Source organism: Marinomonas sp. ATLA20 (assembly GCF_057180105.1).
This window is the reverse complement of the sequence record NZ_JBXUKU010000011.1, coordinates 1-24,830: the sequence shown is the minus strand read 5'-3', so window position 1 is coordinate 24,830 and position 24,830 is coordinate 1. Positions and strand designations below refer to the sequence as shown.

Here is a 24,830-nt window from a genome sequence, read left to right as displayed (position 1 = left end):
GTCTTAAAAAATTATGGATTTTCATTGTCGGCTTGGCAAATAAGTTGGCTTGTTCTTTTGTGTTTTTTGTTGTCTGGATGCTCGTATGAACTGCTCCATTATCCTGACAAGGGTAGCCGCACTTATGCCTCCAATAATGCCAGCGTTTCGTCCATCCCTTCATCTGGCATTCACCGTGTTAAAAGTGGTGAAACCCTGTTTTCCATTGCTTTTCGCTATGGCTTGGATTATAGAGAACTTGCTGAAGCAAACAAAATAGACGCTCCATATATCATTTATCCTAAGCAAAAAATTCGTCTAAAGGGTACGCAAAAAACGTCATCTAGTGTTGCTAATAATTCGAAATCAAGTATTCCTTTAATTGTATCAAAAACAAAGAATACTCCCTCTAAACCAGCTCCAGTTGTACCTGTTAAGTCGGCTAGTAATGTTTCTAAAAGCGACACGAAAGACGAGAAAATCTCAGGTGATTGGGCTTGGCCGGTGGATGGAAACGTCACTAGGGGGTTTTCAAATGCCGGCGTTAGTAGTAAAGGTATAGACATAAAAGCTGAAAAGGGAACTTTAGTTAAGGCGGCGGCTAATGGAACAGTTGTTTATGCTGGTAGCGGTCTTATTGGTTATGGAAATCTTGTCATTGTGAAGCACAACGATGTGTATCTTAGTGCTTATGCTTACAACGAAAGAATATTGGTAAAAGAAAAGCAAAATGTTCGAGCAGGTGACTCTCTTGCTGTTATTGGTGGTAAGGGAGATGATAGACCACTACTTCATTTTGAGGTGCGTCGAGATGGTCAGCCTATTGATCCGCTAGATGTTTTGCCCAAAATGAATTAAGCGAAATTAGCGTTTTAAGGAGGGGACATGAAGTTTGCAAATAGGGATAAAGAAGCAGCTAAGGTTTCGAATGTTGGGGACTTTGATCTTGATACACTGGATGATGATGTCGTTGAGGATGATGTCTTAGACGAAGATTTGGTTGATGAAGAGTTTGAATCAGCGGTAAGTGCTCGATATGCTGACGCTGATTCTAGTCGCAACCTTGACGTTACACAGATGTATTTGAGTGAAATTGGCTTTTCTCCACTACTTACTGCCGAGGAAGAGGTGTATTTTTCTCGCCTTTCTCTAAAAGGCGATCCGAAAGCGCGTAAGCGCATGATTGAAAGTAATTTACGTTTGGTTGTTAAGATCTCTCGGCGTTATCTAAATCGAGGACTATCTCTGTTAGATTTGATCGAGGAAGGTAATCTAGGCTTGATTCGGGCTGTGGAGAAGTTTGACCCAGAGCGTGGGTTTAGATTTTCGACTTATGCAACTTGGTGGATACGACAAACAATTGAGCGCGCTATCATGAATCAAACGAGAACTATCCGTTTGCCTATTCATGTGGTCAAAGAGCTGAATGTTTATTTGCGTGCTGCTCGTGAGTTAACGCAAAAATTAGATCATGAGCCTAGTGCTGAAGAAATTGCAGACATGCTAGATTGTCCTGTCGCAGATGTGCAAAAGATGCTTGGTCTAAATGAAAAAATTAGCTCAATTGATGCGACATTCGGTGGGGAGAATAACGATAAGAGTCTGGTTGAGATTTTAGCGGATACTCTTCATCAAGGCCCAGAGGCTGATCGCCAAGACGGTGATGTTTTACATAGTATTGAGCTTTGGCTAGACGAGTTGAGTGAGAAGCAATGTGAGGTCATCACACGGCGTTTTGGCTTACGTGGGCACGAAGCGAGCACGTTAGAGCATGTGGGGGCTGAAATCGGTTTAACGCGTGAGCGTGTTCGTCAAATTCAAGTTGAGGCATTGCGAAAGCTGCGTTTGATTATGGATAAAGAAGGTTTGTCATTAGACGATGTGATTCGGTTTGATGACTAGATCCTTTTTATGAAATTTAGAACATAAAAAAGCCCTATTTTAATGAATTGACCCTCAATAGTTGGATATTCCAATTACTGGGGGTCTTTTTATGTTTGGCTTTTGTATCAATAGATCACAATGTGCTGTCTTCTTGCTCTTCGGGGCTAGTAATATCAAGAATATGCTGATGAACTTGTTGTTTATATTTATCTGACATGCCTTTTACTTCATAGGCTAATATTTCTTTATCATTATCTTCAATGACTTCAGGTAGACCTGTGAATACACGATTTTGGATATGAGATAGAGTGAAAATGTCGTCGCTAATAACCAAAGTGTTCATGCTTTCAGACTTGCTGAGTTGATGAATGTTTACCAACAGCGTTTCTATTCTATCTGGTTCAAAGCAATTTTCTTTCACCATATTGGTAACTTGAGTGTTGCCTTGATGTAACCCTAAATGAAAGTTTAGTTTAGGTGTGTCTGTGTAGAGTTCATTTTCTAATAACTTATTGACTAAGCCTAAAAATAGTTGCGCTGTACTGACGGCGTTAATGTAAAGATTATCTTCACAGTCATGCGCACTAAAAAGCACGATTGCCGAATCGTTTTTGTACTGATGAACCTGACCTAAGTAGATCTCGCTAGCCTGAAATATTGCTCGATAAATTGGTGTTAGTAAGTTGGCTACTTGCAAGGGTGTCATGTCTTTGTGCCATTCTTCTAGATTAAGAATGTCGAAATAGAGAACACAGCTACGTTGCCTAGATTCTTCGAATATAGCGTCAAAGTTTATTTCAAATTGGGGTTTTGCCACTGGCGAGATAGCTTCTTCTGTTTTTACCGGCTTTTCTATTTCTTCTTTTGGTTTTTCAGTGGATCGAATCGTTTCAACTGCTCTAAATAGTGCTTTGGCTTCTTTGTAAATTGGAGAAGATAGCTCGTTTGGTTTTCGTCCCTTGCTGTAGTTTGAAAGGGCTGAAGCGGCTTCATTGATCGGTGCAAAAAGCCATTTTGTAATTAAAATAACCAACAGTAATGCAATGGTACATACAAATATGGCGACACCAATTAACAGGTTATTTAGGTGCTGTAATGTTGCTTGAGCCGGCGTTTTGTCTAGCGTAATTAATACATGGCCAACAATCTCGTCTCTAAACTTTATGCTTGAGCTATAGACTCTGCGAGTATCGCTAGGTCGAAAGTCTTGTTCTGATTGCATGCCTGAGTTTCCACTGCTTGCTTCTGCTAGTAGTTCGTCTTTTTTGTTGAAGACTCGAGCACTCAAAATATTGTCATCAACAACGAGGCGGTTCAGCAACACATTCAAGCTTAATAAATCGTTGTTTAAGATGGACTGTGTCGCATTGAATGCGGCTTGAGTTGCTAAGCTGCTGCCTAATACTTCTGTTTGCTGAGATAAGTAGTTGCCTAGCGCATGTGTCATCGTATACCAAAAAATACAAACGGTTAGGATGATTAGCGAGATAAAGGTGGCAACAGTGATGGCTGACGCACTCAGTTTTTTGCGTATAAATGCAGTGATAGCCTTGGTTTTCGATTGGGTGTCCATTAACTTCCTTTGGGGTAACTCGTGGAACAATGACTAAAGTATACACATCATAACGGCTGTTTTCTGAATTCTTTAAAGTAGAACAGGTGCTTAGCGAAAAGAAAACGATTTGCTATAGTAGGCGTCTTATTGAATTAGGAGCGTTTATGTCTGCCAGTATTACTCTTATCGGTTCTTTGACACCTGAATATCTTGAAAAATTTAACGCTTGGCTAGACTTGCGGAGTTTGCAAGGGCCTATTCGCTTGCTGTCAGATGCCCAAGACGCAATCTCTGTGGCGCAAGTCAAGGTAGATGGTGGTGCACTTAACCCCGTTTCTATTCGTTCTGAGCTGTTAACTTTATCTAATGATACTGGAATTGATCATATTTATCAGTCATCAACTCTGGACATTAAAACGCCAGGTGTTGCTGTTTTTGATATGGATTCTACCCTTATTAAGGCTGAAGTGATGGATGAATTAGCGGTAGAGGCTGGCATTGGCGAGCAAATCTCTGCTGTTACGGCGAGCGCAATGCGTGGCGAAATTGATTTTGTAGAAAGCTTTGTACAGCGCCTAGCTTTACTTAAAGGCCTAAGCAGTGACGTAATGGACGGTGTTTATAACAGAATTCAGCACATGGACGGTATTTCAACCTTGCTGAAGGTGTTGCATCATTATGGATGGCATACGGCGATTTTGTCTGGTGGCTTTACTTACTTTGCCGATCGCGTCCAAGCGGAATATGATATGTCTGAAGTGCATGCGAATGTGTTAGAAATTCAAAATGATGAGCTAACTGGCAAACATTTAGGCGAAATCGTTGATGGTGAGCGTAAGAAACTTTTGTTGACAAGTATTGTGGCGAAGCAAAATGTTGATTGGCAGCAGACGATTGCTTGTGGTGATGGCGCTAATGATTTGTTGATGCTTAATCATGCCGCTTTGGGTGTTGCTTTACACGCTAAGCCCTTGGTTCGAGAGCAGGCGCCGTGTCCGATGAGCAATCTTGGTCTAGATGGGATTTTGTACTTGCTTGGTATGACGTCTGCGCAAATTCGAGAGCTGTCTTTGTAATCATTATTCTGGCTGTGGGCTTTTTCGCTATTTAAAGTACAACGTAATTTTTTGTGCTTACGATAGAGACTGCTATTGTCACCCTTAAAAGCTTGTTATGATTCTGAGTTATAATTATAACAAGCTTGCTTGAGGTGTTGTTTTGTCAGAAATCCGATTGTCTGATATAGACTTAAATCTATTGTATGTTTTTCAAGTTTTAATTGAAGAGCTGAACGTGACCAAAGCCGCTACTCGGCTCAATGTTTCCCAGCCTGCTGTCAGTCGGTCATTGTCACGTTTACGAGATGTATTCGATGATCCTCTGTTTATTCGAACTTCACACGGTTTATCCGCCACAGCTAAAACGCAAGACTTGGCTCCACTTTTGTCGGACACATTAAAGGGACTTGAAAGTCTCATTCAACCCAGTGAATTCATTCCTCAAAGTAGTAAGCGTCGGTTTACCTTATCAACCACAGATTTTGGCACATTAACTGTCTTGCCTAAAATACTGGATCAATTTCGACAAAAAGCGCCGGATGCAATATTGGACGTAAAATCTTGGAATGAAGATATGGTAGCCGAATTAGATCAAACGAATATCGATGTGGCTGTCGCTGTTTTGTCCAAAGAACCGCCAGCCGGTATTCGTGCGATGCGTTTGAAGAGTGATCGTATGGTCTGTTTGGCTCGTAAAGATCATCCTGGGATTGAAAATAAATTAACATTAGAAAGTTATTTGCAAGCAAGTCATGTGCAAGTAGTGTTAGGTCGTCGAGAGTATTTCGCAGTTGATCGAGAGCTGGAAAAAATGGGTCATAAGCGTCATGTTTCGGTGCATTTACCTAATTTTGTACCGGCAGCAAGAGTTGTAATGGACAGTGATTTATTGTTGACGGTTCCAAAGCTGTTTGCTGAAGATATGGCGGCGACAGTATCTGAAATTGTCGTACATGAATTGCCTTTTGTTTCGCGCGAATTTGACTATTCAATGATTTGGCATGAGCGTTTCCAACATGACGCTGCCCATGTTTGGTTTCGTGGATTATTGCGACAGGCTTTTCTTGATGCCTCGGTATAATCTAGATGCTCTAAGCTTATTAAGACGGGCTTGATAAGCGAGTTATCCATTCTTTTGTTAATACTTCCACTAAGCTATAGCGTCTAAGCGTCATGGCTTCTTCTAAATCAGCAAAATTTTCGTCTAGATAATCATGCAGAATTCGATCTCTTAAAACGATTAGCGATCTAATTTGTTCCGCTTGTTCATAAGTAACCTCTTTATGGGTGATCAGCGCGTTTAATACTTTTTTGCGCGAAGATATTTCGGTTTTGTAATGGTGTTTCAAAACATAACGAGCTAGGTCCAGCATGGAAGCAACAAGTAGCTGAAATGAATGTTCTATCACCATGGTTTCATCTTTCGAATATTCGACAACTTTTGCTCCTTTTCGAAAAGCATCGAGCCGCTTGATCATGGTGTGTTGATGCTCATATAGGGAATTTTCCCATTCGACGTCTCTCATATTATTCGCCTCTTTTGAATGCTGGTTGTTGTTAGTGCCTATCAAATCAAGAGAGCAGCCTGCTGATTTTTCAGAATGCTGCTCTCTTAGTCTAGGTGAGTTATGAAGAAAGAGGGAAGTTAGAAGCCTGAGAAAGGATAAAAAGAATAAGAATGACCGTATTCGACTTGTGTATTAGCTTTGATGTGCAGGTAACCTTGGCTTTCAGACGCAGCGAGCAGGGCGCCAGAGCTTTGTTGTGGGTGGGCGTAAGCCATTCCATCTTTACCAATGGAAACTCTTAAGAACTCATCTCGTTGGATTGCTTTATTTTGGTTAAAACCTGCGTCTACAGGATAAGACTTGGGAAGTTCCGCAACTTGGCCTGCACAGATGGACAGCAAAAGGCGAGCGAACCAATGATAGGTTACTAACGTTGAGCTTGGGTTTCCGGGTAAGCCAAGAAAAGGAATGCCTTGAAGCGTAGCGTGAACAAGTGGTTTGCCAGGCTTAATGGCTATTTTCCATAAATGTACTTTGCCGAGTTTTTCCAAGGCGCCTTTTACATGGTCTTCTTCGCCAACAGAAACACCGCCAGACGAAAGAATAACATCACAGGATTGCGTCAAAGTTTTTATGGCTATTTTTGTGTCTTCGGGTGTATCAGCTGCATGTAAACATTGGCTAACGTTATGACCAGCTTGAGTGACAAGCGCGCTTAACATTGGGCCATTTGAATTATAGATTTGGCCCTCTTTTAGTTTCTCACCAGTAGGAATCAGCTCATCGCCTGTTGTGAGGATACCGACATTCAACTGTTTGTAGACAATGACCTCTGTGATACCAAGGCTAGACAAAAGACCAATGTGTATTGGCGTAATTTTCTCACCTGCCTTAACAACCGTTTGACCGATCTGCATATCTTGCCCTAACGGTCGAATATTGTCGGAAGACGTCGGTTGTTTAGTAAAGATGACCTTGTCACCTTCTAACTCGGCGTTTTCCTGCATAACAACGGTATCAGCGCCGGAAGGAATATTTGCACCTGTGAAAATACGAGCACAGGTGCCTGGCATTAAAGGCTGAGGATGCTGGCCAGCGGCAACACGTTGACTAACGGTAAAGCGTTTGCCATCTTGCCAATCTTGGCAGGCAAGTGCGTATCCATCCATTGCACTGTTGTCATAAGGTGGGACAGAAATTCCGGCAACCACGTTGGTTGCTAGAGTACGCCCAACAGCCTTTATGAGAGGGATTGTCTGCTGTTCTACACGAACACTAGCGCTGCGCTTAATTTCTTCTAGGGCGTCCTCAAAGGCGAGCAAAGTGGCCATGTCCGTTATGCCTCATGTTGGTTGGTGTACGGGCCTATCAGCATGCTGACAAAATTACAGGGCCTATGAGAAGCATTAAGTTGCTCTTCTAAAATACCATTCCATGCGGTTTTACAAGCACCAGTGGAGCCTGGCAAACAGAAAATAAGTGTTTGATTGGCCAATCCAGCAATAGCGCGTGACTGAATAGTGGATGTGCCAATTTCTGTGTAAGAGATTTGTCGAAACAGTTCACCAAAGCCTTCGATGTTTTTATCAAACAGCGGTGTCATGGCTTCTGGTGTGCTATCACGCGAATAAAATCCGGTTCCACCTGTGATTAGCACAACATGGGTATCTTGATCTGCAATCCAGTTAGAAACGACGGCACGCATTTGATAAACGTCGTCTTTAACGAGTTTTCTTTCATTCAGTGTGTGACCTGCTGTAGTTAATAGCTCAATTAGAGCATCACCAGATGTGTCCTCAGCAATGGATCGTGTATCGGAAACAGTTAGGACACTGATATTTAATGGTCGAAAAGGTGTTGGTGTTTTAGCCATGGGGATTCCTTGTTTAGCCTCCGGTTGCGCTCATGAAACGTAAAATTTGCGGAGCTTCATCGAGATTAAAATGATGTTTTTCTGGTTTGAGTGCTAGCGCCTCAATAATGGCGTTTTTTAGTTCTGTTGAGTCATGATGTTTTGACCCTAAAGTCGTTGAACAATATGAACTATCACGTAGTACGGTTCTTAAATCTTTTGAGTGCTCATTGCCTAGGCAGAGTAATAAGCGGCCTTCGGCCGTCAGTCTGACACGATTGCAAGTGTCGCAGAAGTTATGGCTGTGTGGTGAAATAACACCGATTTTATGATCATAACCAGCCACTTGATAATAGCGTGTCGGTCCGCTGGTGGTGATTGAACTCGGTGTGAGCTCATAGTGCTCGCTAAGCGCATCGATGACATTGTCGCTAGATAGATAAGTTGCAGCACGATTGTGGTCGGTGATCACGCCAAGCGGCATTTCTTCAATAAAGCTGATGTCCATTTTGTGATCTAAAGCAAATTTAGCAAGATCGAAAAGCTCATCATCATTATGGTTCTTCAGCATGACGCTGTTAATTTTTAAGCGCTTAAAAGGCAATCTACTGGCGGCTTCTATACCGTCGATCACTTGTTGGAATTTGTCCCGGCGAGTTAGGGCGTAAAATCGCTCGGCTTTTAATGTGTCTAGGCTGATGTTAATTCGTGATACGCCTACGTCGAGAAGGCTTTGTGCCATTTTATAAAGCTGAGAACCATTGGTGGTTATAGTGAGCTCTTCTAAACCGTCAGTGTTGGCTATTTGCTCTATAGCCCAAAGGATGTTTTTGCGTACCAAAGGTTCGCCACCCGTAATTCTAATTCGCTTGGTACCCATGGATATGAAGGTTTTTGCCACATGAACAATTTCTTCTAAAGATAGTATATGGTCTCTAGGCATAAAGGTGACATCTTCGTCCATACAATAGGTACAGCGAAAATCGCATCGATCGGTGACAGAGATGCGTAGATAGTCTATTTTTCGACCAAATGGATCAATTAAAGCGGACGTGACCAAGAAAAAGTTACCCCATAAATTAAGTGTTCATCAAAGCAAAAAAATGTCTATTTAGCAAAAGCTAAAAAAATTTAGATCATATTCTTAGTATTATCATACTTTATAAGGTTTTTTTGTTCAGGCTGCCGTATTAAACACGACATAATACGGATAATTATTGAAGCTGGAGGGCTGTTGTGAATCAGGTCGTTAATAATCTTATTGGTTTGTTAAAGTTAGAGCGTGTGTCGGCGACTCAGTTTATAGGCCGTAGTCAAGACATTGGTTTTCCTAAGCTCTTTGGTGGGCAGGTTATTGGCCAAGGTTTGAGTGCGGCTACTCAGACAGTTGAAGGACGGTTTCCTCATTCACTACATTGTTATTTTTTGCGCCCAGGGGATTCATCTCACCCTATTGAATACGAAGTCGAAACCGTTCGTGATGGAAGGAGTTTTAGTGTTCGACGAGTGATTGCCTCACAATTTGGGAAAAGTATTTTAGCGATGACGGTATCTTTTCATATTGAGGAAGAAGGTTTGGCTCATCAAGAGGCTATGCCAAATGTTCCCGGGCCTGAATCGTTTAAATCCGAATTATCACTCTATCGAGAACATGCTGATGAAATTCCGTCTAAAGTGCGAGATTTATTCACGGCAGATCGCCCCATTGAGTATCGAATAGTCGAGAATCAAAACCCATTTCGTCCGCGGCCAGGGATTGCGAAACGTCATATGTGGATTCGTAGTGTGTCAGCTTTGCCTGACGATGCGTTAATCCATCAATCTATGCTGGCTTACACAACAGATTATGGTTTTATTGAAACCGCATTGATGCCTCATGGTATTTCAATTGGAAGTCCTTACCTTACTGCTGCAAGTTTGGATCATGCTATTTGGTTTCATCGACCATTTAGATTGGATGAATGGTTGCTTTATGTAGCGGATTCGCCATCGGCCGATTCGGGAAGAGGATTTGTTCGCGGACAAATTTTTAATCAGAAAGGAGAGTTGGTAGCGTCAACCGCTCAAGAAGGCTTGTTGCGTTACTCTTGTTAGCTGTCAAAGGTTGTGCTGTTGTAATGCCCAGATAATGTGCTCCTTCACTAATTCAGAAGCGTGAGGGAGTGCATTTTTGAGTGTTTGGATAGTGTCTGTGCTGGTGGGGGCATTGCCTAGTGCAACAGCGATGTTTCGGCGCCAATTTTCAAATCCTGTACGACGAATAGGTGAGCCTTCGGTATTTTTTAAGAAGGTTGCTTCATCCCACTCAAATAATTCAACCAGATCCGCTGAATCCAGGTTGTGTCTTGGTTGGAAATCATCTTCTTCAGTGTATTTGGCGAACTTGGTCCAAGGGCAAACCAGCTGACAATCATCGCAGCCAAAAATACGATTGCCCATTTTGCCGCGCAGCTCTTCTGGAATGGAGCCTTTATGTTCAATGGTAAGATAAGAAATGCACTTTCCTGCATCCAGCACCCAAGGCTCGACAAAGGCATCAGTTGGACACTGAGTTAGGCAGGCCGTGCAGCTACCGCAATGCCTTGTCTCAGTTGGCTTATCGACAGGAAGTGGCAGGTTAGTAAATATTTCACCGAGTAAAAACCAGCTGCCCGCTTTTGGCGTTAGTAATAAGGTGTTTTTGCCAATCCAGCCCATGCCGGCTTGTTCCGCAATTTGTCTTTCCAGAATAGGCGCGCTATCTACAAAAGCTCTGTAGCCATGATCGCCAACTTGTTGCTCTATTTTCTTAGCCAATTGAGTGAGGCGTTTACGAATCAGCTTATGGTAATCACGTCCCAGAGCATAGCGAGCAATATAGGCTTTGTCTTTGGTTTGTAATCGTTTAACTGTTTCGACGGACTGTGGCAAGTAATGCATGCGCAGGGAGATGACACGACGAGTACCTGGATGCAACTGTTCAGGGTAAAAGCGCATATCTCCATGATTAGCCAGATAATCCATACCAGCGTGATAGCCATTATCAAGCCATTTGTTAAAGTCGTCTTTATGCTGTGCTAGGTCGGGTTCAACGATACGCGCATCGGCAAAACCAAAATCATTCGCCCATGATTTAATATCATCAACAAGTTGGTTTAATTCTGTGGGTGTGGATAGAAAAGAAGGAAGCAAGATGAGTACCGAAACATTAGACGCTAGGCTAAAAATACAGCCTAGCGTGAAGAACAAAAATTAGTAAAGCTGAGAGTCGCCTTTAACGACATCCATCAAGAGTTTGATGAATTTTTTATCCGCTTCTGTGTGCTCTTCTTGGATTTTAATGGTGGTTTGGTTGGACACTTCTTCTGCAATGCGCTGGTAAGCATTCGGTTGGTTGATATTTTCTTTGGCAATACGGACTAATTCTCCAGCGAGCTCTGGATCCATAAGCATTTTACGAAAACAGCGTGAAAACTCATCAATAACTCGTTGTTGGTTAAGCTCATTAGCCATGGTAAAACTCCTAATCAATTTATGCCGCTATGACACCATGAAGCGTAGTTTAGAGCAAGTTTTTATACGCTTTGTGTTGACAAATCTGAGGCGCAAAGACAAAATGAAAAGCTATATAATTCGACGACACCCTGTCGATGACTCCTTTTTATGGGCCACTAGCTCATCTCAGTCAGATTCGTTCTGATAAGCACAAGTGTAGAATGACGCAATATTGTTATTTTACGCTTCTCCTCGCGAAAAGACGCGGGCAGTGTAAAAACTGCGATTTCTTGCGTTTGAGTGTTTCTTACTTTTAGATAAATGTTCCTTATTTATAAAAGTTACCTCAGTTAGTTTAGAAACTTCGTTCTATCAACTTTAATCTGTTTGTCTTATGCGGTTACAATAGCTGCACTAAAATTAAAAGACAGATAAATACTATAGAGGGTAACAAGGTGGAGTTATTATCCGGTGGTGAAATGATCGCCCGCTTCCTCAAAGATGAGGGAGTTGAATATATCTATGGTTATCCAGGTGGAGCCGCACTTCATATTTACGATGCTTTGCATCGTCAGTCTGACGTAAAGCATATTCTGGTTAGGCATGAACAAGCTGCTACGCACATGGCTGATGGCTATGCGCGCGCCACGGGAAAAGCGGGTACGGTTCTCGTGACTTCAGGTCCAGGTGCAACCAATACTGTTACTGGTATTGCGACAGCCTATATGGACTCTATTCCCATGGTCATTATTTGTGGTCAGGTTATGAGCTACCTGATCGGCGAAGATGCGTTCCAAGAAACCGATATGATTGGTGTATCTCGCCCAATTGTGAAGCACAGCTTCACGGTCAAACATCCATCTGAAATTCCTATGATCATGAAAAAGGCTTATCACATTGCTAGCACTGGTCGTCCAGGGCCTGTTGTGATTGATGTGCCAAAAGACATGACCATGCCAGGTGATAAATACGAATACAAATACCCAGAATCTGTTTCTATTCGCTCTTATACGCCCCCAACGAAAGGCCACAGCGGTCAAATTAAAAAAGCTGTTGAGCTTCTTCTTGCTGCCAAGCGCCCAATCATCTATGCCGGTGGTGGCGTCATCATGGGCGGTGCATCTGATTTGCTAGTAAAACTGGCGAAATCATTGAATGTTCCTGTTACTAACACACTGATGGGCTTGGGCGGATACCCAGGAACCGATAAGCAGTCTGTTGGTATGCTGGGCATGCATGGCTCTTACGAAGCGAATATGACAATGCATCACAGCGATGTGATTTTGGCTGTTGGCGCTCGCTTTGATGACCGTGTAACGAATGACCCGGATAAATTCTGCCCTGGCGCGAAAATCATTCATATTGATATCGACCCTGCTGCTATCTCTAAAACCATCAGAGCAGATGTGCCAATTGTTGGTCCTGTTAATCAGGTTTTGGAAGAGATGCTGTCTTTGGTTGATGGTCAAAGTTCAAACACTGAAGCGCTTGTAGGCTGGTGGAAGCAAATCAATGAATGGCGTTTAGTGCACGGTGGTCGTTACGATACTAGTAGCGAAAAGATCAAGCCCCAGGCTGCAGTCGAAGCTTGCTGGCGTGCTACTAAAGGTGATGCCTTTGTTGCGTCTGACGTAGGTCAGCATCAAATGTTTGCGGCGCAGTACTATAAATTCGATAAACCTAACCGTTGGGTTAATTCCGGTGGTTTGGGTACGATGGGATTTGGTCTTCCTGCGGCGATGGGCGTGAAGATGAGCTTCCCTGAAGAAACCGTAGTATGTGTAACGGGTGAAGGTAGTATTCAAATGAATATTCAAGAGCTTTCAACCTGTTTGCAATACGGTTTGCCAGTGAAAATCTTGTGTTTGAATAATGGCTACTTGGGCATGGTCCGTCAGTGGCAAGACATGAACTATGAAGGTCGTTACTCAAACTCCTACATGGATTCATTGCCTGACTTTAAAGTATTGATGGACGCTTATCGCCATAAATACGTTGAAATTCGAACCAAAGATGAACTCGATGCCAAGATGGAAGAAGCGTTTGCGATGACAGATCAATTGGTCTTCATTAACTGTTACGTGGATCCAGAAGAGCATGTGTATCCAATGCAAGTGCCTCGTGGCGCGATGCGCGATATGTTCTTGAGCAAGACGGAGCGTACCTAATATGCGACATATTATTTCTGTATTGATGGAAAACGAGCCGGGTGCTTTGTCGCGAGTAGTTGGTTTGTTCTCACAGCGTAACTTTAACATCGAATCATTGAACGTAGCGGCAACGGATGATCCAACTTTGTCTCGTCTCACTTTGACGACGTTTGGTTCTGATCAAGTCGTTGAGCAAATCACTAAGCAACTGAATAAGTTGATTGATGTGGTGAAGCTGGTGGACTTGACCGAAGGTCAGCACATTGAGCGTGAATTGATGCTGGTTAAGGTTCGTGCTACTGGTGCTCAGCGCGCTGAAGTGAAACGTACCGTTGATATCTTCCGTGGCAACATTGTAGATATGACACCTTCTATTTACACGGTTCAAATCGTGGGCGAGTCGGATAAGCTAGATGGATTCTTGCAAGCCTTGGGCGGTGCTCATTTGCTTGAAGTGGTTCGAACTGGTGTTTCTGGTATTGCTCGTGGTGAAAAGACACTGTCTTTGTAATCGCCTTGTGGTTAGACTTAAAAGCCGCGATTATTCGCGGCTTTTTTATGGCCGTTTGATAGGGTGCCACATTGGAGGGGAAATGGATAAGACGAATTGGAAGCTACTTAAACTGTTGGAAGGAAATGGCCGTTTAACCTACGCAGAACTTGGAAAGCTAGTTCACCTGACAGCCCCAGCGGTCGCTGAACGTGTTAGAAAACTGGAAGAGTCTGGTGTGATTACTGGATACAGTGTCCAAGTCAATTTAGAAAAAGCAGGAATCCCTATTACTGCTTTGGTTGAGTGTCAGGTTTATCGAACCAAAGAGCGTGAGTTTAAAGCACTTGTTATGGGTTTAGAGGAAGTGATTGAATGCTATAACGTCACAGGGCCTTATGCTTTTGTACTCAAAGTAGGGGTGAAGTCTATGTCTAAACTTGATGCATTGTTAGAGCGGTTAATTGATTTGAGCGATACCAACACCATGATGATAATGACCACACCAGTCAAACGCATCATGCCATTAAATATCGCTCAAGAGGATTAGCTTACCGCGACTTCTGCTGTGATGGCTTTTCTTGGCCACTGACTAATAATCATCCCTGTCATGATAAAACCACAACCAATCAAAGCGCGGGTTGAAAGAATTTCCTCCATAAATATCCAGCCCCCTAATACGGCAAATACCGCTTCAGATGAGAGAATAAGAGCGCTTATACTCGGCGAAACATTTTTTTGTCCTAGCGTTTGTAATGTGAAGGCAATACCAGATGAAGCGACACCTGCATAAACTAAAGGCCACCAAGCCATTTTAATGCCTTCAAGCGTGGGTGTTTCTAATGTCAAAGCCGTTATGGTGGCTAATATTGTTGCTACGGAAAACTGCACAATCGAAAGCGGTAAAGCAGATACATATCGAGATAAATAACCTATCAGCAATACATGGCCAGTCCAAAAAAAAGTGCCTAAAAGTTCTATCGCATCGCCTTTATTGATAGATAGGTTTGGCCCAACAGTCAGGCTGTATAAGCCAATTAATGCCAATCCTACACCGACCCAAGTATGTTTCTCTGTTTTATGGCCAAGCATAAGTCCTAATATCGGCACAAACACAATGTACATGCTAGTGATAAAACCTGCATTACCTGCTGTGGTGTATTGCAGACCTACTTGTTGGCACGTAAAACCTAAAAATAAACAGCTACCCGCTGCGAGGCCGCCTAACCATAATTTACGGTTGTTTTGAGACTGTTTGGGTCTGAAAATAAACAATAAAGGTAAAAGCGATAAGGTGGCTAATAGAAATCTCATAGCGTTAAAACTGTGTGGTCCAAGGCTTTCCATGCCGACACTTTGGGCGACAAAGGCAAAGCCCCAAATGGCGGCAGTGGCCCATAAAAAAATGTGTGCAATCGACATAGCTAATCCCTGATTATTGATAATGGAATGGCTATTTTACGTAGCAGAACTGTTTTTCCACAGTTTAAAAAAAAGGTTCTTTACGCGCTTGGCTTTGGATTAAAAAGTAAATTTAAGGTTTTGCTTTATTAATGTAGTGAACTAACTATTTGATTTTCAAGCATCTTAATATATTCACTTTTAGGTTGTGGAAAAGGTTAAAAAATAGGCTGACAGGCGGATTATTTGGTTGTACAGTTGCGCCAAATTTTAGCTGTTAATTTAGACAGCTTTTAGCTCAATCTTAAGAGAATGTATTGTTATGACACTCAGTATTTGGTTAGCAACTGCGCCATTGTTAATGTTGCTGTCTTTAGGGCCTGGTCCAAATAATTTTACAGCGATGCATAATGGAATGCAGGTTGGGGCAACTAAGGCTGTGATTGCAGTAGTTGGTCGAAACCTAGCGTTTAGCATTTTGATGCTGATTTCTGCTCTCGGTTTGGGGGCGATCATTGTGTCTTCTACGTTTTGGTTTAGTGTCATCAAATGGTTTGGTGTGGCTTACTTATTTTATGTTGGCATCAAAACATGGCGCAGCGCAGCAATGGTTTTAGAGGAACATGAAAGTGAAGAGGGGACCAAGGCGAAACGCGGACATTTAGCAAGAATGCGTCAGGAGTTTTTGGTGGCAATTGGTAACCCAAAAGCCGTATTGTTATTTACCGCTATTTTTCCTCAGCTGCTTGATCTTAGTCAGCCTGTTCCTATGCAGTTTTTCTGGATGGGATTAACCTTCTGCGGTACAGAATTTATCGCGGCTTATGTTTATGCCATGAGTGGAAAACAAATTCGACGTTTGATTCGAAGCCCCAAAGGTATGAAAAATCTTAATCGCGGTATGGGGAGTGTATTCGTTGCAGCGAGTGCCTTTTTAGCAACGGCAACGCGTTCTTAAGGTCAATATTCTTTCTTGCACTCAATAAAAAAGGTGGTCGCATTGACCACCTTTTTTACATTGTACTGAGTAACAGTGCTTAGCTGTGTTCTTTCAAGAACTCTTCGCTTAGGTATAGCTCTTCGTTACTATTCACTTTTACGTCACGGCTTAGAATCATTTTCGCGATTTCTTGCGCTTCTTCTAGGGAGTGCATTTCGTAAGTGCCGCACTGATATTCGTTAAGTTCTGGAATATCGGCTTTGGCTTTCACTTGTAATACATCTTCCATTGCCGCTTTCCAAGAAGCTGCAACGGTGCTTTCAGAAGGTGTGCCGATCAAGCTCATATAGAAACCTGTACGGCAACCCATTGGCGAAATATCGATGATTTCGACGTTGTTACTATTTAGGTGCTCACGCATGAAGCCAGCAAATAAATGCTCTAGTGTATGAATACCTTTCTCTGAAAGAATTTCTTCATTTGGTACGCAGAAGCGTAAATCAAAGACTGTGATGTCATCACCCTTAGGTGTAGACATGGATTTAGCAACACGTACTGCTGGTGCATCCATACGAGTGTGATCGACACGAAAACTGTCTAGTAATGGCATAAAAACTCCCCTGCTTAGCTCAACGAAATTATCGTTGCTGTATAAATGTTGATGTCAATTGCCACTATTGTACATGAAGTTTTGACTCTTTGATTGGGCTTTTTGGTGACTTCAAGTATTCATAGCTAAGAGCCAAGCAAAAAGCGATAACAGCGAATAACATGCCTTGACCAATGAAAAGCACCATGAAGCTACAGCTTATTAAGGCAATAACGGCCAGCACTTGAATTGCTCGATTAACCAGCTTGAATGCAGCAATGCAGGTGAGTGTGTAAATGAGCAAAAAGCTACCGTTTGTCATTTCAATGAACCATGACATTTTCCATCCAGATAGTTCAGAAAACACAATGGAGAATAACGTAATAAAACCAACTAATAGAACCGCTCTTTCTGGCGCGCCGTTTTTATTGAGTTGAATAAAGGTTTTAGGCAGTGCACCTTGCTGTGCCATGGATTGCACCATGCGAGAAAAGCCTAAGATATAAATAGCGACGTTGGCGAAAGCGATTACATAGGCACCAACTGCAAAGAATCGGCTACTGGTTTCGCCCATGAGTTTACTTACCAAAAGTGCTAAGGATTGGCTATTGGTCACTTCGTCTCCATAAGTATGGTGCCAAGCGATAAGTAGTACCAAGCTTAGATACGCAAGAATAACGATAGCAATGCCACCCAATAATGCGATTGGGAAGTCTCTAGTGGGATTTTTGAACTCGGCGCCCATATGCGCCATGACTTCAATACCTAAAAAGCACCAAAATATAACGCCTGTGGCGTATAGGGTTTGTTGCCATTCTGAACTCGTTATTGGCGCTTCTATTACTTGGCGGCTACCAACAATGTCGCCTATAAAGCAAAGCCATAGAATTGTGCCAATCATTACAATGACAACTCCTGTTTGAAATCTCGCTGAGGTTTTCATACCTACGATGGCAAAGAAAAGCATGCCTGCCAGAGTGAGTAGGCTAAACGCAAGAACCCAGTCATCAGGAGCGTTAAATATAATAATTAAATAGGCCGCGGCGACTTTTATTGCGACAGCAGGGCCAACTAATAAGATGCTTAAAAATAACCAGCCAACGGCTTTTTCATAACGCGAGCCAAATGCTCGACCAATATAGTGCGATGCACCTCCAGCAGAAGGGTATTTAGAGCCAAGCAAAGCGAAAATAAACGCAATGGGAATAATCATGGCTGCTGTGATTAACCAAGCATAAAACGCAAAGGATCCAGCTTCTGCAACAGACATCGCAGGTAAGATCATTAAGCCGGTTCCCATAAACGTGGTCACCGTCATTGCTATACCCTGAAGAGGACCAAGAGTTTTTTGGTATTGAGTCATTTGTTTGCCTTAACTTGTTAAATTCTGTGGCTGTTATTTATTGCTGCTAAGGATAAAATACTTACATTATCGATACGCTATACAAGTTGACCCTATTAAGGCGCATTTTGCCTGAATGGCCGTCAAGTTGAATGACTATGTTGTGAAAGGGGGCTTGAGTGGCCGATCATTATGATCAAAAAATATTAGCGTTACTGGTAGACGATGCTCGACTTTCTGTTTCAGATATTAGTCGGCAGGTAAATTTATCTCGTTCTGCGGTGACGGAGCGGATTCGCCGCATGGAAGATAATCGAACCATTACGGGTTATCACGCTCATACTTCTGTTTCAAAAGAGGAAGGGGTTAGTGCGTATATCGCTCTGACATTTCGACCTTTATCTTGTGAGCAAGTATTGCCTTTGATTAGTGGTATTCCAGAAGTTAAATTGGCTCATTCCATTAGTGGTGATCTTGATCTGCTATTGTTAGTGCAGGCGGCATCAATGGATAGGATGAATGAAATACGTGAAATAATGGAGACATGGCCTAATTTGCACAAAGTGGTGACTCACATGTGTCTCGCTAAGCGCCTAGATCGTTGGTAAGTGACATTCATTGGTAAATACGGCATTGATTGTCTGAACGCACCCCAAAATGGAGAGTTTTCTGAAAAGGTTAAACTTAAGGGAAAGATGGTCTAGTAAAGCAAAATCTTATGATGATCTGATTATTTTAGCTCTACTTGGTGCCTTGTGTGGCTTGCTAAGTGGCCTTTTGATGGCTTTTTTTTATGCCGTGATTTATTTACCTACCCGATATTTAATTGACGCGGATTTTGATTCTTTTGAATCCTTGCCCGTTGAGTGGCGTGTTGGGCTTTCTTTAGCTTCTTGCATTGTTTTGGCGTTGTTTTTTACCTTGCTGCCGAACCGACTTCATAAAGTGGGTGTGCCTTATGTTGTTGAGCGTCTAAACTATCATCATGGTAATTTGCCTGTCTGGAATGCCGTCGTACAGTTTTTTTCTGCTGCGATTGGTTTGGCTGGTGGTCTTTCGATTGGCAAGGAGGGTCCAGCGGTACATCTTGGTGCTACGCTCGGTGGTTATTTGGCTGAAAAAGCTAAGTTACCTCAGTATGGTGTCGAAACCTTGTTGGCGTGTGGTGTTGCAGGAGCTATTTCGGCAATATTTCAAACGCCTTTAGCTGGTGTTCTGTTTGCTTTTGAAGTGATTTTTTTGGAATATCGGCAGCGTTACGTTTTACCTGTTTTACTATCTTCTGTCATTGCTACTTTAGTCAGTCATTTCTTTATTGGTCCTTTGGATATTTTTAGCATTGAAAATATCTCCTCCGTATTGCTTTCAACAGACTTATTTTTCGCGTGTTTTATCTTGGTTGTTTTCATTGTTTTGCTGTCTGCTTTGTTTCTTCATACGCAAAAAAGCCTTTGGCGTTTTAGTGGTGTATCTATTTGGTGGCGTTTTTTGTTGGTTGCTATTGCCACTGCATTGGCAGCAATCTATTTGCCTGAATCATTAGGCAGTGGTTATCTTTCTCTTTCTCGTTTGTTATCGGGCGATTTAGTTCTTTACTCACTGCTGCTGTTAATTGTTATTAAGACCGTGCTGACTGCATTTACCATTGGTTTGGGGGTTCCTGGTGGCATGATTGGGCCGACTTTTATTATTGGTGGTTTGGCGGGTGTTCAGGTAGCACTGGTATTTGATAATAACGTAGCGGATGTGGCTTTATTTGCCTTGTTAGGAATGGCTGCAATGATGGCTGCCTGCTTCCAAGCGCCATTGACCGCACTGGTGGCGATTATAGAAATGACTCATTCGTCTGCTGCTATTGTACCTGCGCTGTTTGTTATTGTGTTTGCTTGCTTGTTGATGCGAGTATTTTTTCATCAAGAATCTGTGTTTGTTGAAAGGTTGAGCTTTATGGGAATGTCTTCAACAATAAGCCCATTTCAGCGTTATCTAAGACACCATACAGTCAGGCCTGTCGCTGAAGATGTCTTGCTTCTTCCTAAACAGGTGCCTATCGAGCAAGTAAAAGATTTAGCATCAAGTATGATAGACTATGTCGTTTTCGAGATAGGTAACGAGTATCGTCTGGTTCGACGAATTTCTGTGTTGGATACGCTGAATGCCTTAGATCAAGGGCCGCAGTTATGGTTAGTTGCGGAGGGGGACCGAGTAAAGATGGATTTGTCTTTGGCTTTAGAATCAACTCTTGTGCCTTTGATTGATGAGCCTTCTTCGTTAGAGGTTATGCTCGATTGGTTTCAGCAATATGGTTTGCCAGAAGTGTTGGTGGCTGTTGCTGATACGTCTTCCTTTAGTTTGGTTTCTCGTCATCATCTTGATCAATTTTTGTTAAAAAGTGACCAGTAGTGATTTTTCAGATAGGAATTTACTTACTGACTCTTGGTTAAAGTCTTTATGGTTAGCGGCGCTTTTTATGTTGAAAGTTGCTTGTTTTTGTAAATTATCAGTTATGGGATTTGAATAAATATGAGTCGTTCAGAAGATCTATACGCACGAGCCCAACACCGTATTCCTGGAGGCGTTAACTCTCCAGTACGAGCTTTTAATGGTGTGGGCGGCACTCCTATATTTTTCCAGCGTGGGGAAGGGGCTTATGTTTATGATGAAGATAAAAAACGCTACATAGATTATGTGGGGTCTTGGGGGCCAATGATTTTAGGCCACTCTCACCCCGATGTGTTGGATGCGGTTAGGCAGCAATTAGATTTTGGTTTAAGTTTTGGTGCACCGACAGAAGTCGAAATTACTATGGCGGAGAAAGTGTGTGAGCTTGTCCCTTCTATGGATATGGTGCGCATGGTGAATTCGGGTACTGAAGCGACGATGAGTGCGATACGTTTGGCTCGTGGTTACACCGGACGCGATAAAATCGTTAAGTTTGAGGGTTGCTATCATGGTCACTCAGATTCTTTGCTTGTAAAGGCTGGCTCTGGGGCATTAACCCTTGGTGTTCCAAACTCTCCTGGTGTGCCTGCCGATTTGGCGAAGCATACGATCACATTGCAATACAATAATATCGAAGAAGTGACTCGCTGCTTCGCTGAAATTGGGGATCAAATCGCTTGTATTATTGTCGAACCTGTTGCGGGTAATATGAACTGTATTTTACCTGTTGAAGGTTTCCTTGAGACACTACGTAAAGTATGTGATGAATCAGGTGCCGTTTTAATCTTTGACGAGGTGATGACTGGATTCCGTGTGGCTCTTGGTGGTGCTCAGGACCATTTTAATATTGTTCCTGATCTGACAACGCTAGGCAAAGTGATTGGCGCGGGTATGCCCGTCGGTGCCTTTGGTGGTAAGCGTGAAATCATGGAGCATATTTCTCCATTAGGCCCTGTTTACCAGGCTGGTACATTATCAGGTAACCCAGTGGCTATGGTAGCAGGCTTGGCTGTTTTGAATAAAATCAGTGAAAATGGCTTTCATCAGACATTAGGTTCTAAGGCTAATCGTCTTGTTTCTGGACTGAAAAAAGCAGCGGATGATGCCGGTGTGCCTTTCTGTGTTGTGAGTGTCGGTGGAATGTTTGGTTTCTTTTTTACTGAAGCTGACGCAGTGAAGACGTTTGCTGACGTGCAGAAGTGCGATTTAAGTAAATTTAAAGCGTTCTTCCACTACATGCTAGAAGAGGGCGTATATTTTGCTCCTGCTGCGTTTGAGGCTGGTTTTATCTCACAGGCCCATTCAGAAGACGATATCGATTACACAATAGAAGCGGCTAAGCGTTCTTTTGCTAAGCTAGTATAAATAATTTGTGAAATAGGAAGGTTGGTAACATGTCTATTGATGATGTGAAAAAATCACCGGTTGATGAAATTGAAGACGTAGACGTTGGTGATGAAAAGAAACAGCCGCACAAGGGGGTGTACTTATTGCCTAACCTGTTTACGACGGCTGCGCTTTTTTCGGGTTTCTACTCGATTATTGCAGCAATGAATGAAAACTTTACTCATGCCGCTGTCGCTATTTTTATATCAATGGTATTTGATGGCCTAGATGGGCGTGTTGCTCGTTTGACTCATACTCAAAGTGCGTTTGGCGCTGAATATGATTCTCTTGCTGATATGGTTTCCTTTGGTATTGCGCCGGCTCTTGTTGTATTTACTTGGTCTTTGGCACCACTTGGTAAAATTGGTTGGATTGCAGCATTTATCTACGCTGTTGGTGCGGCACTTCGTCTGGCTCGATTTAATACCATGCTTGGTGTTGAAGAAAAACGTTATTTTACAGGTTTGCCGAGTCCTGCAGCAGCCGCTCTTGTTGCTGGTGTAATTTGGGCTGCTAACGATAAAGGTTTTTCAGGCGAAAGTATGGCGACACTGATGGCGTTGATCGTTCCTATTACGGGGTTATTGATGGTCAGTAATGTGAAGTACCGAAGCTTTAAAGACCTTAATTTAAAAGGGCGTGTTCCTTTTGTGGTGCTACTTATTGCGGTTTTGGTTTTGGTGTTGGTCGCATTAGAGCCTGCATTGGTATTGATGAGTGTTTTTTGCCTTTATGGTTTGTGGGGGCCGCTCGGAATTATATTTAAGCGACTTCGCTAAACAATGTGGCAAAAAAGAGCATTCTTTCTTAATTCGAGAGCTTTGCTGAACTTGTAGCATGCCCTCTTGTCAATTATTTAGATAATAGAAGGGGTCATGCTATGCTAATTTTTAATAAAAAAGCGTCTGATTGTTCTGAGTCAGAGGTAACCGATAAGTCTATTTACTTAAATCGTCGCCAATTTATGAAGGTGACGGGTGGTGTTGCTCTTGGTGTAGGTGGTATTGGGCATGTTTCTGCTGCGCTTCAAGAGGGTAATCCTTTATCTCCGCCTTCCGCTCTTAAATCTTCCTTTGCAAATATAGCTGAAACCTCCTTCGGTAAAGGCGATAAAATCTCGCCTTATGATGTTGCTACTTCATATAATAACTTTTATGAATTTGGCTATGGAAAAAGCGACCCTAAAGATAAGGCTTCTAAGTTTCAAACTACACCATGGACAATAACGGTAGAAGGTGAGGCTGGCAAAACAGGCGTATTTGATCTAGAGGATATTATCAAGGAATCAATGCTAGAAGAGCGAATTTATCGTCTTCGTTGTGTTGAGGCTTGGTCAATGGTGATTCCTTGGGTTGGGGTTTCTCTTGCTACCGTTTTAAAGAAGTTTGAACCAACGTCCAAAGCAAAATATGTTTACTTCGAGACCTTATATGACCCCAAAGAAATGCCAGGACAGCGTGGTGGCGGTTTAGATTGGCCATATAGAGAAGGATTACGTATTGATGAAGCAATGAACCCTCTCGCTTTACTTGCCGTTGGTATGTATGGAAGCATATTGCCAAATCAAAATGGTGCACCTGTTCGCTTAGTTTTGCCTTGGAAGTATGGCTTTAAAAGTATTAAGTCTATTGTGAAAATTCGTTTTGTTGAAACCATGCCTGAAACTACATGGAGTATGTTAGCTCCTAACGAATATGGTTTTTATGCCAATGTAAATCCGAATGTTGATCACCCTCGTTGGTCGCAAAAACAAGAACGACGTCTGCCTGGCGGTGTGCTTTTTCCAAATGTTATTGAGACAAAAATGTTTAATGGCTACGAGGAAGAGGTCGGGGCTTTGTATGCAGGCATGGATCTTAAAAGGTTTTATTAGAATGGCGACATTTTGGGACAGAAGAGAAAAGCCGTATATTTTAATTATATTTACCTTGCCTTTTATATGGATGTTGATTTCATTGTTGATGGGGCAATACTTTCCTGACCCTGGTAAATTGCTGATGAGGCTAAGTGGTATCTGGGCATCTGTTTTTGTTGTTGCTGTGATGGCGATGACCTTGGTTGGTAAATTCAAGCATCTGAAAGTGATTAATCGCTATCGACGCTTTATCGGATTAACCGCCTTCTTTTATGGTTTGCTTCATTTTGTTATTTATTTGGTTTTGTTTGCAGGATTGAGCTGGACTTGGATAAGTTCGGATTTGGTTGAAAAGCCATATATTTATGTTGGTGTGGCTGCTTTGTCTATTATGGCTGTTTTAGCTATTACTAGCACCAAAGGAATGGTGCGTGCTTTGGGGAAAAAGTGGAAGCCTTTGCATCGTTTAATGTACCTTGCAGCTATTGGTGTTATTGCCCACCTATGGTGGCAAGTTAAAGATGACATCTCACTAGCTGTTTATTTTTCGGTTTTTTTAGTTCCCTTATTAATAGTGAAAATCCCTACGATACCAACCTATAAAAAATTTTTTAGTAAAAAATGAAAAAAGAGCTTGCGCAGAATTTTTGGGGATGTATTATACGCACCCACTGACACGGAGAACGACGCAAACAACGGTTTGCAACTTACTAAGGTAAGCAAGTTCAATGATGAATCAGACGCTCTTTAAAATAGATAATCAGATAATTTGTGTGGGCGCTCGCTGGAGGCTTCAGAAGATTGTCCGGATTGGTTTTTAACCGATTCGAGACGATCAAAAAAATTGAAGTCTTGCGAAACGTCTAACACGTCAATTCGCTTTATGTTGTTTTGTTGTTCTTCGGGACGATGAAATGATTAAGTT

25 protein-coding genes are annotated in these 24,830 nt (G+C 42.3%); 15 read left to right on the top strand and 10 right to left on the bottom strand.

The window, feature by feature from the left end:
* Nucleotides 1-24 precede the first annotated feature (24 nt).
* Together AC2A4J_RS16335 and rpoS are read left to right on the top strand one after the other, a co-directional pair.
* Nucleotides 25-837 carry a peptidoglycan DD-metalloendopeptidase family protein gene (locus tag AC2A4J_RS16335; protein WP_484176781.1) on the top strand — a complete coding sequence of 271 codons (813 nt, stop codon included), beginning with the start codon at nucleotides 25-27 and terminating at the stop codon, nucleotides 835-837.
* A gap of 27 nt (nucleotides 838-864) precedes the next feature.
* A complete protein-coding gene (rpoS, locus tag AC2A4J_RS16330; protein WP_484176780.1) occupies nucleotides 865-1,881 on the top strand; it encodes an RNA polymerase sigma factor RpoS in 1,017 nt (338 codons plus the stop codon).
* A 115-nt stretch (nucleotides 1,882-1,996) separates the two neighbouring features.
* Here the strand turns inward: rpoS and AC2A4J_RS16325 are convergent, their stop codons facing one another.
* Nucleotides 1,997-3,436, bottom strand: a complete 1,440-nt coding sequence (locus tag AC2A4J_RS16325) for an AhpA/YtjB family protein (RefSeq protein WP_484176779.1) — start codon at nucleotides 3,434-3,436, stop codon at nucleotides 1,997-1,999.
* A gap of 146 nt (nucleotides 3,437-3,582) precedes the next feature.
* Here AC2A4J_RS16325 and serB point away from each other — a divergent pair, with 146 nt between their 5' ends.
* A complete protein-coding gene (gene serB / locus AC2A4J_RS16320) occupies nucleotides 3,583-4,494 on the top strand; it encodes a phosphoserine phosphatase SerB (protein ID WP_484176778.1) in 912 nt (303 codons plus the stop codon).
* Between the two features lie 142 nt (nucleotides 4,495-4,636).
* Nucleotides 4,637-5,557 (top strand): LysR family transcriptional regulator, encoded by a 921-nt coding sequence (locus AC2A4J_RS16315; RefSeq protein ID WP_255828323.1) that lies wholly within the window; start codon nucleotides 4,637-4,639, stop codon nucleotides 5,555-5,557.
* 19 nt (nucleotides 5,558-5,576) lie between these two features.
* Here the strand turns inward: AC2A4J_RS16315 and AC2A4J_RS16310 are convergent, their stop codons facing one another.
* From AC2A4J_RS16310 to moaA, 4 genes are all read right to left on the bottom strand, one after another.
* A complete protein-coding gene (locus tag AC2A4J_RS16310; protein WP_255828324.1) occupies nucleotides 5,577-6,002 on the bottom strand; it encodes a HepT-like ribonuclease domain-containing protein in 426 nt (141 codons plus the stop codon).
* Between the two features lie 119 nt (nucleotides 6,003-6,121).
* Nucleotides 6,122-7,315: a molybdopterin molybdotransferase MoeA gene (locus tag AC2A4J_RS16305; RefSeq protein ID WP_484176777.1), complete on the bottom strand. Its 1,194-nt coding sequence runs from the start codon at nucleotides 7,313-7,315 to the stop codon at nucleotides 6,122-6,124.
* Between the two features lie 5 nt (nucleotides 7,316-7,320).
* On the bottom strand, nucleotides 7,321-7,857 hold the full coding sequence (moaB, locus tag AC2A4J_RS16300) for a molybdenum cofactor biosynthesis protein B (protein WP_484176776.1): 537 nt from the start codon (nucleotides 7,855-7,857) through the stop codon (nucleotides 7,321-7,323).
* A 13-nt stretch (nucleotides 7,858-7,870) separates the two neighbouring features.
* A complete protein-coding gene (gene moaA, locus AC2A4J_RS16295) occupies nucleotides 7,871-8,896 on the bottom strand; it encodes a GTP 3',8-cyclase MoaA (RefSeq protein WP_484176775.1) in 1,026 nt (341 codons plus the stop codon).
* A gap of 176 nt (nucleotides 8,897-9,072) precedes the next feature.
* Between moaA and AC2A4J_RS16290 the strand changes: the two genes are divergently transcribed.
* The gene (locus AC2A4J_RS16290; protein WP_255828329.1) at nucleotides 9,073-9,930 is read left to right on the top strand and encodes an acyl-CoA thioesterase; all 858 of its coding nucleotides are present in this window, start codon (nucleotides 9,073-9,075) and stop codon (nucleotides 9,928-9,930) included.
* 3 nt (nucleotides 9,931-9,933) lie between these two features.
* Here AC2A4J_RS16290 and queG read toward each other — a convergent pair whose 3' ends face one another.
* A complete protein-coding gene (gene queG, locus AC2A4J_RS16285) occupies nucleotides 9,934-11,007 on the bottom strand; it encodes a tRNA epoxyqueuosine(34) reductase QueG (RefSeq protein WP_484176774.1) in 1,074 nt (357 codons plus the stop codon).
* 60 nt (nucleotides 11,008-11,067) lie between these two features.
* Entirely contained in the window at nucleotides 11,068-11,328 is a 261-nt protein-coding gene (locus AC2A4J_RS16280) for a hypothetical protein (protein ID WP_114413407.1), read from the bottom strand.
* Nucleotides 11,329-11,765: 437 nt separating this feature from the next.
* Here AC2A4J_RS16280 and AC2A4J_RS16275 point away from each other — a divergent pair, with 437 nt between their 5' ends.
* The 3 genes from AC2A4J_RS16275 to AC2A4J_RS16265 all read left to right on the top strand — a co-directional run bounded on the left by AC2A4J_RS16275 (nucleotide 11,766) and on the right by AC2A4J_RS16265 (nucleotide 14,500).
* Nucleotides 11,766-13,478 carry an acetolactate synthase 3 large subunit gene (locus tag AC2A4J_RS16275; RefSeq protein WP_484176773.1) on the top strand — a complete coding sequence of 571 codons (1,713 nt, stop codon included), beginning with the start codon at nucleotides 11,766-11,768 and terminating at the stop codon, nucleotides 13,476-13,478.
* Between the two features lies 1 nt (nucleotide 13,479).
* Complete coding sequence (ilvN, locus tag AC2A4J_RS16270) at nucleotides 13,480-13,971, top strand: acetolactate synthase small subunit (protein WP_110577225.1); 492 nt, start codon at nucleotides 13,480-13,482, stop codon at nucleotides 13,969-13,971.
* Nucleotides 13,972-14,053: 82 nt separating this feature from the next.
* Nucleotides 14,054-14,500 carry an Lrp/AsnC family transcriptional regulator gene (locus tag AC2A4J_RS16265; RefSeq protein ID WP_255828332.1) on the top strand — a complete coding sequence of 149 codons (447 nt, stop codon included), beginning with the start codon at nucleotides 14,054-14,056 and terminating at the stop codon, nucleotides 14,498-14,500.
* On the opposite strand, the gene AC2A4J_RS16260 is transcribed toward AC2A4J_RS16265, so the two are convergent.
* Nucleotides 14,497-15,372, bottom strand: a complete 876-nt coding sequence (locus tag AC2A4J_RS16260; RefSeq protein WP_484176772.1) for a DMT family transporter — start codon at nucleotides 15,370-15,372, stop codon at nucleotides 14,497-14,499. The two genes, AC2A4J_RS16265 and AC2A4J_RS16260, sit on opposite strands and share 4 nt — an antisense overlap.
* Before the next feature lie 301 nt (nucleotides 15,373-15,673).
* Between AC2A4J_RS16260 and AC2A4J_RS16255 the strand changes: the two genes are divergently transcribed.
* Nucleotides 15,674-16,309, top strand: a complete 636-nt coding sequence (locus tag AC2A4J_RS16255; RefSeq protein WP_484176771.1) for a LysE family translocator — start codon at nucleotides 15,674-15,676, stop codon at nucleotides 16,307-16,309.
* Nucleotides 16,310-16,388: 79 nt separating this feature from the next.
* Here the strand turns inward: AC2A4J_RS16255 and luxS are convergent, their stop codons facing one another.
* Both luxS and yjeH read right to left on the bottom strand, forming a co-directional pair.
* A complete protein-coding gene (luxS, locus tag AC2A4J_RS16250) occupies nucleotides 16,389-16,901 on the bottom strand; it encodes an S-ribosylhomocysteine lyase (protein ID WP_255828335.1) in 513 nt (170 codons plus the stop codon).
* A gap of 64 nt (nucleotides 16,902-16,965) precedes the next feature.
* On the bottom strand, nucleotides 16,966-18,243 hold the full coding sequence (gene yjeH / locus AC2A4J_RS16245) for an L-methionine/branched-chain amino acid transporter (RefSeq protein ID WP_484176770.1): 1,278 nt from the start codon (nucleotides 18,241-18,243) through the stop codon (nucleotides 16,966-16,968).
* A 158-nt stretch (nucleotides 18,244-18,401) separates the two neighbouring features.
* Between yjeH and AC2A4J_RS16240 the strand changes: the two genes are divergently transcribed.
* The 6 genes from AC2A4J_RS16240 to AC2A4J_RS16215 all read left to right on the top strand — a co-directional run bounded on the left by AC2A4J_RS16240 (nucleotide 18,402) and on the right by AC2A4J_RS16215 (nucleotide 24,530).
* The gene (locus AC2A4J_RS16240; RefSeq protein ID WP_255828337.1) at nucleotides 18,402-18,830 is read left to right on the top strand and encodes an Lrp/AsnC family transcriptional regulator; all 429 of its coding nucleotides are present in this window, start codon (nucleotides 18,402-18,404) and stop codon (nucleotides 18,828-18,830) included.
* A 172-nt stretch (nucleotides 18,831-19,002) separates the two neighbouring features.
* Nucleotides 19,003-20,625: a chloride channel protein gene (locus tag AC2A4J_RS16235; protein ID WP_484176769.1), complete on the top strand. Its 1,623-nt coding sequence runs from the start codon at nucleotides 19,003-19,005 to the stop codon at nucleotides 20,623-20,625.
* A gap of 120 nt (nucleotides 20,626-20,745) precedes the next feature.
* Complete coding sequence (hemL, locus tag AC2A4J_RS16230) at nucleotides 20,746-22,029, top strand: glutamate-1-semialdehyde 2,1-aminomutase (protein ID WP_484176768.1); 1,284 nt, start codon at nucleotides 20,746-20,748, stop codon at nucleotides 22,027-22,029.
* Between the two features lie 29 nt (nucleotides 22,030-22,058).
* Entirely contained in the window at nucleotides 22,059-22,829 is a 771-nt protein-coding gene (pssA, locus tag AC2A4J_RS16225) for a CDP-diacylglycerol--serine O-phosphatidyltransferase (protein WP_255828340.1), read from the top strand.
* A gap of 101 nt (nucleotides 22,830-22,930) precedes the next feature.
* Entirely contained in the window at nucleotides 22,931-23,923 is a 993-nt protein-coding gene (gene msrP, locus AC2A4J_RS16220) for a protein-methionine-sulfoxide reductase catalytic subunit MsrP (protein WP_484176767.1), read from the top strand.
* Nucleotides 23,892-24,530: a protein-methionine-sulfoxide reductase heme-binding subunit MsrQ gene (locus AC2A4J_RS16215; protein WP_484176766.1), complete on the top strand. Its 639-nt coding sequence runs from the start codon at nucleotides 23,892-23,894 to the stop codon at nucleotides 24,528-24,530. The genes msrP and AC2A4J_RS16215 overlap by 32 nt, the downstream gene beginning before the upstream one ends.
* Nucleotides 24,531-24,830: the final 300 nt, after the last annotated feature.

Excerpts from the sequence above, each read along its gene's own strand:
- hemL (WP_484176768.1), top strand. The coding sequence starts at position 20,746 with ATGAGTCGTTCAGAAGATCTATACGCACGAGCCCAACACCGTATTCCT.
- msrP (WP_484176767.1), top strand. The coding sequence starts at position 22,931 with ATGCTAATTTTTAATAAAAAAGCGTCTGATTGTTCTGAGTCAGAGGTA.
- AC2A4J_RS16310 (WP_255828324.1), bottom strand. The coding sequence starts at position 6,002 with ATGAGAGACGTCGAATGGGAAAATTCCCTATATGAGCATCAACACACC.
- serB (WP_484176778.1), top strand. The coding sequence starts at position 3,583 with ATGTCTGCCAGTATTACTCTTATCGGTTCTTTGACACCTGAATATCTT.
- AC2A4J_RS16255 (WP_484176771.1), top strand. The coding sequence starts at position 15,674 with ATGACACTCAGTATTTGGTTAGCAACTGCGCCATTGTTAATGTTGCTG.
- AC2A4J_RS16260 (WP_484176772.1), bottom strand. The coding sequence starts at position 15,372 with ATGTCGATTGCACACATTTTTTTATGGGCCACTGCCGCCATTTGGGGC.
- AC2A4J_RS16215 (WP_484176766.1), top strand. The coding sequence starts at position 23,892 with ATGCAGGCATGGATCTTAAAAGGTTTTATTAGAATGGCGACATTTTGG.
- AC2A4J_RS16265 (WP_255828332.1), top strand. The coding sequence starts at position 14,054 with ATGGATAAGACGAATTGGAAGCTACTTAAACTGTTGGAAGGAAATGGC.
- rpoS (WP_484176780.1), top strand. The coding sequence starts at position 865 with ATGAAGTTTGCAAATAGGGATAAAGAAGCAGCTAAGGTTTCGAATGTT.
- AC2A4J_RS16325 (WP_484176779.1), bottom strand. The coding sequence starts at position 3,436 with ATGGACACCCAATCGAAAACCAAGGCTATCACTGCATTTATACGCAAA.
- ilvN (WP_110577225.1), top strand. The coding sequence starts at position 13,480 with ATGCGACATATTATTTCTGTATTGATGGAAAACGAGCCGGGTGCTTTG.
- luxS (WP_255828335.1), bottom strand. The coding sequence starts at position 16,901 with ATGCCATTACTAGACAGTTTTCGTGTCGATCACACTCGTATGGATGCA.
- pssA (WP_255828340.1), top strand. The coding sequence starts at position 22,059 with ATGTCTATTGATGATGTGAAAAAATCACCGGTTGATGAAATTGAAGAC.
- AC2A4J_RS16305 (WP_484176777.1), bottom strand. The coding sequence starts at position 7,315 with ATGGCCACTTTGCTCGCCTTTGAGGACGCCCTAGAAGAAATTAAGCGC.
- yjeH (WP_484176770.1), bottom strand. The coding sequence starts at position 18,243 with ATGACTCAATACCAAAAAACTCTTGGTCCTCTTCAGGGTATAGCAATG.
- AC2A4J_RS16235 (WP_484176769.1), top strand. The coding sequence starts at position 19,003 with ATGGCTTTTTTTTATGCCGTGATTTATTTACCTACCCGATATTTAATT.
- AC2A4J_RS16280 (WP_114413407.1), bottom strand. The coding sequence starts at position 11,328 with ATGGCTAATGAGCTTAACCAACAACGAGTTATTGATGAGTTTTCACGC.
- moaB (WP_484176776.1), bottom strand. The coding sequence starts at position 7,857 with ATGGCTAAAACACCAACACCTTTTCGACCATTAAATATCAGTGTCCTA.